The sequence below is a fragment of the Photobacterium phosphoreum genome, from assembly GCF_002954725.1.
Classification (GTDB): Bacteria; Pseudomonadota; Gammaproteobacteria; order Enterobacterales; family Vibrionaceae; genus Photobacterium; species Photobacterium phosphoreum.
In genome coordinates, this window is the sequence record NZ_MSCQ01000002.1 from 707,740 (window position 1) to 722,316 (window position 14,577).

Below are 14,577 nucleotides of genomic sequence, written 5' to 3' on the forward strand. Positions count from 1 at the left end.
CTAAGCGGGGCCATAGTTATAACAACTATTTACCGCCAGTGGTGATGGAAGCAGCCGCTTAATTTAAACACCTATAAAGGTGTACAGTTTTACTTGACCACTTCACTGTTCAGTCGTAGAGAGTACGGTCTCTAAACGATTTCGGGGAAAATTTGAGCTAGCGATGAAAACTAGCTCGATATTAGACAGAACCTTGTCAGCTGCTTGGCAAAATAATCCATTGCGACTCAATAGCTTATCGTAGCTAACAAGTTTTGGGGCACTTTCGAGCGAGAAAGTACCACGGGGAAATGGAATAGAAGGAGAAACCATTTTGCTCAAACGAAAAAAAACCGCTAATTACTTAGCGGTTTTCTTAATATTTGGCGGAGAGATAGGGATTTGAACCCTAGATACGCTATAAACGTATGCTGGTTTTCAAGACCAGTGCTTTCAACCGCTCAGCCATCTCTCCATGCGGCGTATATTATAGAGAATAGGATTTTGTGTAAAGCACTTATTCCCAAAAGGAATCCGACAGCACAATTATCACACTAAACATGTCTATATTGTGTGTTTTATCGTACAGTTAATCTTAAATCAGGGCGCTATCATTCGTGATCACGTTACAATGTCAAGGAGGGGATAATGAAAGCATTAGTTGTTGGAGGCTCTGGAGGGATTGGGTTAGCGGTTATCAAGCAATTATTACACCTCAAACCTCACAGTCAAATCCACGCAACCTACTTTCGCCACCAGCCAGATTACCACCACCCACAATTGCATTGGCATCAGATTGATATCACCGTAGAAACTGATATTGCTAAACTTGCTGCCCAACTTATCCAGCTTGATATTGTAATCAATGCTGTCGGTATGCTTCATACTGCTGAACATTTACCTGAAAAATCGATTCAACACTTTGATGTGGATTTTTTTCAGACCAATATTCAAACCAATACGTTACCGACGCTGTTGCTTGCCAAACACTTTATGTCACCATTAAAAGCCTCTCGCCGCAGTTACTTTGTTACGGTATCAGCGAAAGTAGGCAGCATTGAAGATAATAAATTAGGCGGATGGATCAGCTATCGTAGCTCTAAAGCCGCACTGAATATGGCAATTAAAACCATTAGTATTGAATGGCGAACTAAACTTCCCCATTGTTGCGTTCTTGCCTTTCATCCTGGTACCACCGCAAGCTCACTCTCTAAACCATTCCAACGTAATGTCGCGCTACATAAATTATTTACGCCTGAATATACCGCGCAATGCTTATTGAATTTATTAGCAACACTCACACCACAAAATACAGGGAAATTTCTGAGTTATGACGGCAGCACTATTCCTTGGTGACAAGTTACAAATCTAAATAATGTTAATAACACACATATTATATTATTATACATACTGCTCAATTCATCATAATATACAGGCTTATTAATGCTGTTGCTTACACAATTAAACGTCTAAACGTCAACTAGCACCACACTCTCACCTTGTTTATTTCGGTAGGTATAATGAAAAACCGTTCGGTAGGCTTTGCAATGACTATTTTAATTATTGGTAATTTAGTCGCTGTATTTTCTGATGCACTCATTAAAACCATGGGTAAAGATGCGGCAGTGTTTCAATTTGTGTTTTTCCGTCAATTATCAGCTGTGATTATTTTACTGCCCTTTTGCTTACGTGCGACCAAAGAAAGCTTTTTTGTGGGTTTAAAGTGGCACTTTGTACGGGCTCATGTATGGTTATTAGGTGCGGTATTTATGGTAATTTCATTGAGCACCCTGCCTTTAGCAACCGCTAATGCTATTTTCTATGCCGCTCCCTTGATCATGCTTCCGTTAGCGATGCTTGTTTACGGTGAAAAACTCAGTCGTCCTTCTATTGCCGCAGGGATCATTGGCTTTGCTGGTGTTTTAGTTATTGTGCGTCCAACAGATATTAGCTGGGCGGCTTTTGGGGCATTAGTGGTCGCATTCACTATTGCAGTAAACAACCTCTTTATTCGTAAACTACCAACCCAACAAAGTGTTGCCCAAACATTATTACTGACCAATTTAATCGGCATGCCAGCATCACTGGCGTTAGCGCTATGGGAAAATAAACCATGGGATTGGTCACCGCTAATTACGGCATCAGGTTCTAGTGCCTTAATTTTAGTGTATGCCGCCACATGTGTGGTTGCCTATCGAGCAGCAGAAAGTAATAAAATTGCCAGTGCTGAATACAGTGGTTTAATTGGCGCGGTGATCGTAGGTTATTTATTGTTTAACGAAGTGCCTGATGTCACAACCTTAATGGGTACAGTAATGATCATCGCACCATTATTATGGCTGGCAAAAGTCGAAAGAAAACAACATAAAAAAGATTCGATTCAAGCGATTGCTGTTAACGAATAATAAAATCTTTCATTGCAGAACTTCCTACAGACAAGGATTCAAACTCGGAATATGCTATTTTTAGCTACTAACAATATGTAACTTAACGCTTATTACATAGGATATTCGTGATGAAAAAAGCACTTAAAATTAATAATATTTATATCAATATGGAAACCATTGTCGCCTTTGATTTGAACTATAAAATTGATGGTAATCGCGCCCTCTATTTGCTTACTAATAGTACTGAATTGCCTTTTTTAGAAATTGAAGAAAACGATATAGCAACCAGTGAATGTACTGATTATCAAGCACAAAAAGTCATATCAAGCGAATACAATCGTATTAAACGTGAGTTATGCGTTTATATGGGCGTTGTCCTTTAAACAAAAAAGCGATAACCGTCAGGCTATCGCTTTTTTAATACCGCTTAGATTGTTAATGGTGCATTAGAGACAATTACACTAATGCTTTATTAAATCCATCTAACACAGCAACAGTATTATGACCTAAATCATCTACCGCATAACCACCTTCAAAAACAAACAAGGTTGGAATATTTAATAAACCAATCATCCAGCCAACGTTTTTATAATCATCACGCAGCAGCTTGAAATAACTAATAGGATCATCGGCAAAAGTATCCATACCTAATGAAATTACTAACGCCTCAGGTTGATACTCTTTGATCCGCGCTAACGCTGCAGCTAATACCGGCTCATACACCGACCAATCGGTTGTATTAAGCGGTAACGGTAAATTGAGATTAAAACCAAGCCCCTCACCTTCACCTTCTTCATCTGCAAAGCCAAGATAATGCGGGTAATCGTAATCAGGATCACCATGAATCGAAGCAAATAACACATCGCTGCGATCATAGAAAATACTTTGAGTACCGTTACCATGGTGGTAATCAATATCCAGTATTGCAACGCGCTTCGCACCTTGACGAATAAAGCTTTCAGCTGCAATTGCAGCGTTGTTAGCATAACAATAACCGCCCATTAAATCAGGCGCAGCATGGTGACCCGGCGGACGACATAACGCAAATGCGGCATGTTCACCTTGCTTAATTAAATCAACACCAGTTAATGCACATTCAGTCGCAGCAACAATCGCTTTCCAAGAACCCGCCGTGATCGCAGCAGTCATATCGAAACTGTAGTAGCCTAAACGCCCTTCGATATCTTTTGGAATACGATTACGTAGATGGCGCGCAGGTGCAAAACAGTATGGTGACGCATCATGCACATCACCAAACGCTTCAACCCATTGATCCCAACAACTGGCGAGAAAATCAACGTAATCATCCGTGTGTACCCAACGCATCGGTGCATCACCGTAGCTATTAGGTTCTACCATCGTAAAACCACCATGACTATTAAGCGCATTAAGCACCATGTCAGCACGCTCTGGTTTTTCAAAACATGGCGTCGCTTCACCATTTAAAAATTCAAAACGTACATGATGTAAACGTTGTTTTTCAGTGTAGATAACTTTCATTATTTCTTCAGCTCCATCCAATAGCGTTGGTAAATGGCTGTCGCTTCACCAACATCAGCCAAAAATTGACCTTGTTGCTTAATCGCTTTGGTTGGGAAAATAATGTCACTGTTACGAATATTATCAGGGAGATTGTTTAATGCGGCCAAATTAGGGGTCGCGTAACCAATTTCAGTCACAATTTTGGCTTGGTTTTCTGGCTTTAATAAGAAATTAATAAACTGATACGCAGCATCTTTGTGCTCACTCGCAGCAGGGATCACCATGTTATCCATCCAGAAGATAGTACCTTCTTGTGGATAAGCAAATTTAAGGGCTGGATTTTCATTTGCTGCACGTACAGCAGTGCCATTCCATTGCATACCAACAGAAACTTCACCAGCAATGTAGGGAATATGTGGCGCATCTGAATTAAAGACTGCGACATTCGGCATTAAGCTTGTAAGGGTTTCGTAAGCTTGTTTAATTTCTGCTTCATCGCGACTGTTAACACTATGGCCATTCATGATCAGTGCCATACCAAACACATCACGAGGATCGTCGGTTAATAGCACATTACCTTTAAACTCAGGCTTCCATAAATCTTTCCACTGAGTTACTTGCTTACCATCAACCACATCACTGTCATAACCTAGCGCCGTACTGCCCCACAAATAAGGGATAGAATATTGGTTATTAGGATCAAACGGCTGATTTAAAATCGTAGTATCTAACTGAGAAAAAGCCGTTATTTTACTATGGTCTAATTTCGCTAATAAGCCTTCATTCGCCATTTTAGAAACATAGTAGGTTGATGGGAATACCAAATCATACCCTTTACCGTCGATCATTTTGATCTTGGTATACATCGTTTCATTACTTTCAAACGTTGAATAGTTAACCTTGATATCAGTTTCTTTAGTAAATTGTGTCAGTAGTTCTGCAGGAAGATACTCTGACCAATTATAAATATTTAATGTGGTATCAGCGAAGGCTGGTTGGGCAACGAAAGAGCTAAGTAAAAGCGATGCAAGTAGATTCTTTTTAAACATTTCACCTATTACCAATATTCATATAAAGCTCGATATAAGCTTTGATTATTGACAATACCATAAATATTTTTAGTCAGTCATTTAGAAATTGTATGCAAATGCTACAGCTATACATTTTCGCACATAACGATGATATCACCACAACTAATCTGTCGCGACAAACCGACGTTAAACGATGCAACACCCTCCCTCTCAATATAAATTAAATCATTGAATAGTAACTCTATAAACTACAAATCCAGACTCTCCACCCGCTAAACTACCACTTAATTCCCAAGTTATATTACCTTCATATCCAGCCATATTTGTGCCATCTTTTGTCACAACGTTACATATTAATGAAGCTGGCATTAGGCTATTACTGCACAGTACAGGTTGTTCCAGCAGGGTAAATATCGGTGTATTATCAAATACTTTCACATCTGTTATTGGTGCGTTACTGGTATTACTAAAACTAACAACATACTCCAGAACATCACCTGGTTGCGCATCATTACTGGTTATTATCGCACCATTTTGAGTGATATTTCGGACTGTTTTACTAAGCGTTAACTCACCCGCACCACTAAAGGTTGCTCTTACGGTATCTTTATCTAATACAGATCGCGTGATTCCATGGCCAGTATTTGTGCTATCGGAGAACGTCATATTGGCCTCAATATCGTAATGATACTGACCATTCATCGGCACATTGCTCGGTACAAACACTTTACTTAATAAACACACCGCACTATTACCAATAACCGCAATAGGCGCAGTTATTTGAGCGTCTATACCATCGATAATGCCATTACAGTCATCATCACGATACAAAGTTGAGTTCCAACTGCTATTGGCTGGCGATGCACTTAAATTGATGATAGAAAAAGCGACACTACCCGCGGTGGCAGCTGTAAATTTATGTGGCAAGAGAACTGATTTTCCCGGTGTCACGTCATGGAAGTTATCAGGTTCCATTCTTGGCTCTTTAACTTTACCAAAATTAAGAGCAAAGACTTCATCCCCTGCGTTAGCATTAATGGCAATTTGACTATCAATTACACTAGCACTTGTCGCTTGTGACGTACTACTCATATCGGCTTCACTAATATCAATCCACTCCGCTTGTTTCACCACATCTAGCAATAAATCTTTAGTTGAGAAATCTACCCCAAGCACAAATTTATAACGGCCGTCGCCAGAAGTGACTTCCGTCGCTATAACATCGCCGATACTATAGCCAGTTACCCCTGACTCATTTAACGTCACAGTAACCGTGAAATTACCTAACCCAATCTCAGTACCTTGTTGAATACCATCATGAGCAGCGTTTGCACCACCAACACCATTATCTTCAAAGACTAATCCATTAAGTACAATACGATTAAGAAGCTCAAACCAATGATCTTCAACTTCACCGTTAGACGCTGAACCTGAGAATGTATTACAGCTATTGATGGCTGAACATAACCGTACTCGCATTACGGTATAACCATTAAATCCCTCAGCACTGGCAGCATCCAAGGTGATCGCAATATTATTAATCCCCGTTACGACTGGCTCATCATCAATAAGAAACTCATTGATATCGGTAAAGACACCATTATTGTTTAAATCAACCCAGATACTCACAAAGCCACTACCTACAACATCGAGAGCTAGATTGGTGCTTGTTTCGACCACAATCTGATTGGGTATAGTTAGGTCTTCATCATTTTGACCATTGGTGTCATCCCCTGATGCATCAGCGGTGAACCATTGGCCAAATTCTGGATCCCAACGGTTACCTAAATAAAGATCAGCACTACCATCAACGGCACTGTCCCAGTAAGCATGACTGGCTTCACCATATGTATCAGCAGCATCACCATAATCGGTAGAATCGTAACACCCAGCACCATCATTACCTTGCAAACTGCCTCGATCAGATGCCGTCACATACTCAACGTCATTGGTGATCACGTTAACGCGGTAAACCACAGCACGATCATTGAGATCAATGGTGCCATTATTATCGCTATCATGGTTACCACCATTGGTAATAGCATACAAACTGATACCGTTATCCATCACTAATGCGCCTGCTTGTAGCTTGAGATTGGCATCAAGTGTTGGCTCAGCGCCAAAGTATGTTAATAGCTGTGATGTTATCGCACCAGTGGTTAAATCAATCTGATAAAGCGCATCACCATTTAAATCGAGAACGTAACCATTCCCTGATTGACTGCTAATGGCTAAATCAGCACCCACATCGATTGGCCCGCCACCAATAGAACCGCCCATTACACCGATACTTAATGGTATGGTGGTAAAGGTTTGTGTTGCTAAGTTAACTTTAACCAAAGAATCCCAAGAAGTACGCCAGATAATCAGATAATTACCATCTATCGTCACATCGCCTGCGGTGGGTGAACTTAGGGTTGTTGACGTTGCTGATGTGGTTGAATAACCACTATTACGCAGTGAATCACCCGCGCTAAAGCCAAAGGTTTCACCATCTTGAAGGCGACGAATAGTGGCCGAAGACTCAGCACGTATTTCCCCTAAATCAATAAAGCTGGTGCCTGTTTTATCCGTCACAAATAAATGATGAATACGCTCAGATTGAGACATATCGGTAAAAGTACCGTAAATTAATCCATCAACACGGTTAAAACCGATAGCGTTCAAATTGGCAATATTAGTCTGATTTGTGATCGCAACAGGATCAATAATATTGGAGAATGTAACCGGATTACTTGGCACATCTAATGAAGTGTAAGTATAAGTACTGCTACTCACTGGACGAATGGTTTGTAAAATACTGTCACACTGATTGTTCCCCACCAGATCAGAAATTAATATGCGATAGTCTTCAACCTCACCATCATTGGCGCGTCCGACAGGACTATTACAATCAACATCGCTACATAGACGAATACGTAAGTAGCTATAACCAACAACCGCACTATTAGGGATCAGCACATTGTAATTATTGTTACCTATATTCGCACTTGCATCACTAATGATTTGTTCCCCTGAATCATCCCAATCACCATCAAGGTTTAGGTCTAACCAGCCGTAAAGACGTTGCCCAGTTCCCAAACGCGCACCATCTTCAACAACATTGATATTTATCGCTACGTTTTGGCCTTTATTAGCAATAAATGGCACAGTAACACCATCTTCATCAGCAATATTATGATTGTTATCAGCGGTAGCATGAATATTTTGCAGATCACCAAGATCAGCATCCCACAAATTACCTAACCGTAAGTCAATAAAGCCATTGTCATCACTGTCTACCTGCACATGGTGAGCACCATTGTGGTCATATTGAGTGGTATAATCATTGATTGCGGTACCGGTAGTTGTATCAACAGCATCACCAAAATCAGACCCTAGAACATTTGGCGCATCGGTAAAACAGCCTTTTTGAAGGTTATAGCCATCTCCAGTACTACCCGTGAAACCAAACCGCACCATGTTATTACCAATGTCGGTGCGAATATCTCGCGTAAACTGGCCAATCATGACGCCATCCATGTAATAGGTAAATTGATTGGTAGTGGGATCCCATTCAAATTGTGCGATATGGTAACGCCCATCTTCTAACTCGCCACCAGCAACAGACGTTGCTGCAATTAAGGTATTGGCAGTACTTGGCGTATAAACATCACCATTTAGGTAAACACCTGTGTGATCAATATATTGCCCGCCGATAGCATCATCGGTTGCGCCAATAAAGGTATTATCAAAGGTATCAAATTCAAACACGACTGATGGCGATACAGGTGTTGCACCAAAAATATCACCAACACCGAGCCCACCACCAAAAGAGCCGACGGCATTTAAATCACGCGAGTCTGCAGAAAGCACAAAAGTCATGCCATCAGCGCCACTTTCAATACCGTTAGGACAACCGGTATTACAAGTTCTATCACCTAAATACACGGCTAATTCAGCATACATTGGTTGGTTTAAATCAATGTAATCGTAGCTCCATAAATACCCTTGCTGATTAGTTTGCGCTTCGGTAACAACATATTCGCCATTAGCCGCTAAATAAGAATCACCTCCTTCATAAACGACAGGAGAGTCACACGTGTTTGGTTGGATCACATTGGTGATATTGGGTGTCACGGTATCAGTATCATCTTCACCGTTATTAAACCCATTATTTGGCGTAGAGTCGGTATCATTGATCGACGTTTCACTGATTTCACCACTGATCGCAGGGGCTGACAAAGATTGCGGTGTAAGGCGGATCACGGCGTAATCGTTAAATCCGAGACCAATAGCACCAAGATCTAACTCACCTGTTGCAGGATCATACATGGTGGTTGGCGTTTCACCATCACCTTCATACGCCCTAACAAAGCTGTAACCAGCAGGAATAGGCAGTGTCACTTTGGTGTTTAACGCGATGGTCGCGCCGTTATTTTCAACCTTTACTGCCACATTAAATGGAATACCCAGAGTAACGTTCACTCCCGGCTCTAACTCTAACGTTAGTTCCAAATCACCAGGGGGTTTCAATGATATTTGATGATCTTCAACCTCACCGTCACCAGTACTACCCGTTGGACTATCACAGCTTTCGCCACTTGAACAAACACGTAAACGTACAAAAGTATCTTGGATTTCAATATCAGCAGGGACGGTAAAATTTAACGTGCTATTACCAGAAGCACTGACGGCAACGGTAGCCCTTTCGTCATTATCAAACGTACCGCTAAGGTCGAAATCAATCCAACCATATAGGTTATCATTACCTGACGATACAACAGGTACTGACAGGGGCAGCGTATTACCACCCGATAAGACTGTTGTTATTGATGGCTGAATAAATCCATCCTCATCATCGGGTGTTAGACCATTGTTATCATCCCCATCAGCGATTGTTGTAGGTTGTCCATCATTTTCATTGTCAGGAGAATTACTGCCTAAGTAAGGTAAACCAATATCCGTTTGATGCCGTGGCCCATTACTAGTTAAATCGGTACCGTATGTATTGGGTGAATCAGCAAAATCTGTCGGAACAGGCGCATAACGACAACGTGCGCCATCGTTTCCACTTGCGGATTGACCATTGGTTAAAAACGTTGCATCAACTAACGTTGATGATGGAGCTGATAAATTTGAAAGATCAAATCGCCACAACGCACCAGTATTATTATTTGAGGCATACATGAAGCCCATATTATCGAAATATACGGCGCCAACAGCACTACTTGTTGTCATATTGCTTTGACCAACATTGGTAACGGCAACACTATAAGTATTGGTAGATCGATCAATGGTTAAATCGAATTTATATAGCTTTTTATTACCTGTTACCCCCCACGCCGTTGAGGTATCAAGTGGGTGAATAGCTATATCACCCAGAGAAATATTGGTTTGAGCAGAACGCCCTAAATATTGTCCGTATGTTTCAGAGTTAGGGTTTACATCTATAAAGTAAAAACGTCGTCCATCCGTTCCCCCTGAGACGAGCACAAGAATATCGTCATCTGTCACATCACCCGCTGGAAAACTGATCCCATTAATCTCAGGCACATTCAATTTTAAAATACGTTGATGAAGACGATCAAAAGCAACAATATCAGAATTTGTTGAACCGCCAGTTGGATACACTCCCCATAATATATTTTGCGCCACACTGTAACCAATACCATTATATGCAGGCGAATGTGACGAACCTAATTGAGTTTCAGATGCTGTTACAAGATTCACCTGATACAATTTTCGAGGTGTGTCTTTGGTTAAATACGCACTGGTATCACAGGTTGGGAAGGTATTATTAATAACAACATCGCCGAAGTTCACATCGCTTACCACACCGGCAGTAATAGTGACGATATTCGGTGTTGATGAGATATGTGTAGAGGGGTCGCCCACCGTACCACCACCGCTTGTTCCTGTAACAGGATCAACCGTCGATTGCGTTGGAGGACAAGTAGGAGAAGCAATATTGGTTTCATTTATGGCTTCATAAACTTGATAAGTGCCTGTCGTTGGAAGCGATATTGAATAGGCACCTGTTGTAGGATCTGCATTAGCGGCATAACACTGTCCAGACGTTGTATTATAAGCCACAACAGGAACTGTTATTCCCAGACCTGCCTCACTGCCATCTTTGACGCCATTTGCCGAAGTCCCCCCGCCGCTACCATCATCATTAAAAACAAAGCCAGAAATAGAAGGAGGCGGATCAAATGTATAAGTACACGTAACATCGTCACCATTATTTAATGTAAATGTCGTCGCACAACTGAGATTATTTAATATATAGCCAGCTGGCCCTCCCCAACTTAATGTATACGAGCTTGGCGTCATCGCTCTCGTGTCACCTGAACTAAAGTTTGCAGCTATATTCCCACTATCTGTCGCGATTAATGTGAAGTCACCAGGAACCGCACTGCCTCCTGGATTCACAACAGCGTTCAACGTTAAGCTACCTTGAACAAAAGAATATGCTTTAAACGTTACCAAATCTAACGCGCCGCCAGAACGGCCATCAAAGCCTGCTAATGCTTGGCCTGCTGGAGCAACAACACGGTTATAATATGTTCCACCATACGCATGATTAGGGCCTATTTGACCCGTTGATGGAGAAGCGGGTGCTGCTGCAATTTCTAATCGATTTGTTCCACTATTAAATGAAACAGAACCACAATATAAACGAAACCATCCCATTACAGGCCACGTCGTGGTTTGTGCATCGACACCGACAACAGCTTGATTCGCTGGACAATCCTGTGAGTATAATGTCCCTGATGCTGGCCCACCCCAAAGGGTGTTGCCTGAAAATGTTAACGTGGCAACACCACTAGATACATTAACTGTTGAGCAGCGACCTCTTAATGCTCGTCCATCAAGAGCGCCACCCGAATTTGAGTTATAAAACTCAAACCCTGTCATTAGTTGACCACTTGGGCAGTTTTTCACGGAAAATGGAGAGCCACCCATACCACCTATAGAAAGCAAGTTACTTTGATATATTAAACCGACACCTTCAGCTGAAAAGCTTTTCTGGCTACATAAAAATGTAGAACTTAATAAAAGAATGATAAGTGTTATATTTTTAGTAAGCATACGAATTAATTCCTCCATTAAATACTATTGCACTCCTAATATCTTGACCAAAACGAAGATCACCGGATTGCCCGTGGGAAAATATATCGATCGTTTTAGAGTAAGGGGTATGATTGAGATGAAAGATAAAATCATCTAATGAATTAATCACTTGATAAGACTCTATATGATTAGAGAAGAAAGGATCTGACACAAGTTCTTGATCAACAACCACTAACCGATTGGCCATCGGCTGTTTATCACTAAACCAATTATTACCATATATAAATATCAGTAATAATGTAGCACTAATAATCTTATGCATGAAGTCACCTCATAGAGTCTAAGTGAAACTATGCATGAATAAGACCAACTTAAATGTTATTGTTTTTCAAGTGGTTAAATAATTCGTATTAAAATACGAATCGCTATTCGCAAAATTATCCTAAAAAAAACTCTTCTCCTATTTTTATCACTAAATAAAGCATATTTTTTATGATATTTATCATATAAGCCACTTAATTAAAAAGATAATTTAACGGATAGCGAACCGTTATAAGTAGAATAAAAAAGTACAAATTTTGTTTATATCTTTATTAAATTGCTTCGCAATATAGATATATAAATAACTCACAATCAATAAAAAGGTGCTAATACACCTGTATTTAGCACCTTTTATTTTGATAAAACACCCAGCTAGAATTTAACTTTCTTTTTTATCCACCTGCATTTGCTCGGCTTCTGCAATAAAGTTTTTAGGCGGCGGTGTCCAACCACGTTCTGATTTAGTGTGCTTATCAGTACGTTCTTGCTTCATTGCCTCACCTAACGTCTGTTCTAATTGCATAAACAATTCAACATAAGAGCTATTAAAGCGATCTTCTTCGGTGCTATCACGCCATGTTTGATACAACAGCTCCTTACTTTTCGCTTCAGTTTCAACAAACATTGCTTTTTGCTGCTCAGCCCTAAATGGATGTACGCCTAATTCTTTTAAAGCTTGTGCGCCCATTGCTAACGCTGAACGGTAGGTTTCACTGATCACATAATCGGCACCTGCGCAGCGTAATGAATAGTGATGACCTCTATCGTAAGCACGGGCTAACACACGAACATGCGGATAAGTTTGCTTAATATAATGTACTAACTCTGTTGCACGCTCTTGATCATCAATCGCCACCACAAACACTTTGGCATCTTCTATTCCAGCGGTATGCAGTAAATCATGGCGGGTAGCATCACCGAAAAAACTCTTAATATCAATTTGACGCATATTGTCAATTTGGGTTACAGAGTGATCGAGTACTACTGTTTGCATACCATTAGAGGTTAATAAGCGATTCACAATCTGACCAAAACGCCCAATACCAGCAATGATCACCTTACCTTGTTCGTCTATTTCATCCGCTTCACGTTCATTTTTAGCCGCACTGAATCGTGGTAAAATAACTTTATCAAACAAAATAAATAACCCAGGGGTTAAGAACATCGACAATGCCACTACCAACGATAATGTTTGACCTAATTCAGCTGGCAATACATTATTTTGGACGGTGTAATTCAATAATACAAAACCAAACTCACCCGCCTGTGCCAAGCTCAACGCAAATAACCATCGGTCACTGCCTTTTACTTTAAACACAAACGCTAAAATTAATAATACCAAGGCTTTGATCAGCATAACGCCAAGGGTTAACCCAATAATGGTGCCAAATTGATCAAATAAGATACTGAAATTGATACCTGCGCCAACGGTGATAAAGAACAACCCGAGCAATAACCCTTTAAACGGCTCAATATTCGATTCTAGCTCGTGGCGGAACTCACTGTTAGCCAGTACCACACCAGCAAGGAACGTACCTAATGCTGGTGATAAACCAATTAAGCTCATTAACGCCGCAATACCAATCACCAACATTAACGCTGTCGCGGTAAAAATTTCACGTAAACCCGATGCGGCAACAAAGCGGAATAATGGACGACTTAGATAATGTCCACCAACAACCACCCCCGCAATCGCTAGGATCACAACAATCGCGTAACCCCAACCGGGCAAACCTGCCACTAAACTGAGATCTTCATGATGTTCAGCCGCAGCGGTCACCGTTGATTGAGCTTTTTCCACCAATTCAGGTAAGGCAAGTAACGGAATCAATGCCAACATCGGAATAACGGCAATATCTTGAAACAACAGCACTGAAAACGCACTTTTGCCGCCTTCGGTTTTGTTTAATCCTTTTTCATTAAAGGTTTGCAGTACAATTGCTGTTGATGATAATGAAAAAATAAGACCTATCGCTAACGAATATGTCCAACCAACGCCTAATGCAATTGAAATTCCCATCACAACGGCAGCAGTAACAACAACTTGCAGACCACCTAACCCTAATAAACGATGGCGCATTCCCCACAGCATTTTAGGCTCTAGCTCTAGGCCAACGATAAATAACATCATTACCACCCCAAACTCAGCAAAGTGCTGGATCGTAGTGGTTTCACTGCCGACTAACCCAATAACAGGACCAATAACGACACCTGCAATCAAGTAACCCAATACAGAGCCGAGCCCAAATCGTTTAGCGATAGGCACAGCAATCACCGCAGCAAATAAATAGATAAATGCTTGTAAAAATATTCCCGTCATG

8 protein-coding genes and 1 tRNA gene are annotated in these 14,577 nt (G+C 40.9%); 3 read left to right on the forward strand and 6 right to left on the reverse strand.

What is annotated here, in order from left to right; genetic code table 11:
* Window positions 1-363: 363 nt before the first annotated feature.
* Window positions 364-454 (reverse strand) — tRNA-Ser (locus BTO21_RS15400).
* Between the two features lie 173 nt (window positions 455-627).
* On the opposite strand from BTO21_RS15400, the gene BTO21_RS15405 reads away from it, so the two are divergent.
* The 3 genes from BTO21_RS15405 to BTO21_RS15415 all read left to right on the forward strand — a co-directional run bounded on the left by BTO21_RS15405 (window position 628) and on the right by BTO21_RS15415 (window position 2,749).
* Window positions 628-1,335, forward strand: coding sequence for an SDR family oxidoreductase (locus BTO21_RS15405; RefSeq protein ID WP_045032440.1), 708 nt, complete (start codon window positions 628-630; stop codon window positions 1,333-1,335).
* Window positions 1,336-1,499: 164 nt separating this feature from the next.
* A complete protein-coding gene (locus BTO21_RS15410; RefSeq protein ID WP_045032439.1) occupies window positions 1,500-2,384 on the forward strand; it encodes a DMT family transporter in 885 nt (294 codons plus the stop codon).
* Window positions 2,385-2,494: 110 nt separating this feature from the next.
* Entirely contained in the window at window positions 2,495-2,749 is a 255-nt protein-coding gene (locus BTO21_RS15415) for a hypothetical protein (protein WP_045032437.1), read from the forward strand.
* Window positions 2,750-2,822: 73 nt separating this feature from the next.
* Here the strand turns inward: BTO21_RS15415 and BTO21_RS15420 are convergent, their stop codons facing one another.
* The 5 genes from BTO21_RS15420 to BTO21_RS15440 all read right to left on the reverse strand — a co-directional run bounded on the left by BTO21_RS15420 (window position 2,823) and on the right by BTO21_RS15440 (window position 14,576).
* Entirely contained in the window at window positions 2,823-3,866 is a 1,044-nt protein-coding gene (locus BTO21_RS15420; RefSeq protein WP_045032434.1) for a histone deacetylase family protein, read from the reverse strand.
* Window positions 3,866-4,897 carry an extracellular solute-binding protein gene (locus BTO21_RS15425; RefSeq protein WP_065191823.1) on the reverse strand — a complete coding sequence of 344 codons (1,032 nt, stop codon included), beginning with the start codon at window positions 4,895-4,897 and terminating at the stop codon, window positions 3,866-3,868. The genes BTO21_RS15420 and BTO21_RS15425 overlap by 1 nt, the downstream gene beginning before the upstream one ends.
* A gap of 207 nt (window positions 4,898-5,104) precedes the next feature.
* Window positions 5,105-11,953, reverse strand: a complete 6,849-nt coding sequence (locus tag BTO21_RS15430; protein WP_239998046.1) for a GEVED domain-containing protein — start codon at window positions 11,951-11,953, stop codon at window positions 5,105-5,107.
* Window positions 11,943-12,257: a hypothetical protein gene (locus BTO21_RS15435; protein ID WP_045032430.1), complete on the reverse strand. Its 315-nt coding sequence runs from the start codon at window positions 12,255-12,257 to the stop codon at window positions 11,943-11,945. Before BTO21_RS15435 ends, BTO21_RS15430 begins: the two co-directional genes overlap by 11 nt.
* Window positions 12,258-12,635: 378 nt before the next feature.
* Window positions 12,636-14,576 carry a monovalent cation:proton antiporter-2 (CPA2) family protein gene (locus tag BTO21_RS15440; RefSeq protein ID WP_045032428.1) on the reverse strand — a complete coding sequence of 647 codons (1,941 nt, stop codon included), beginning with the start codon at window positions 14,574-14,576 and terminating at the stop codon, window positions 12,636-12,638.
* Between the last annotated feature and the right edge of the window lies 1 nt (window position 14,577).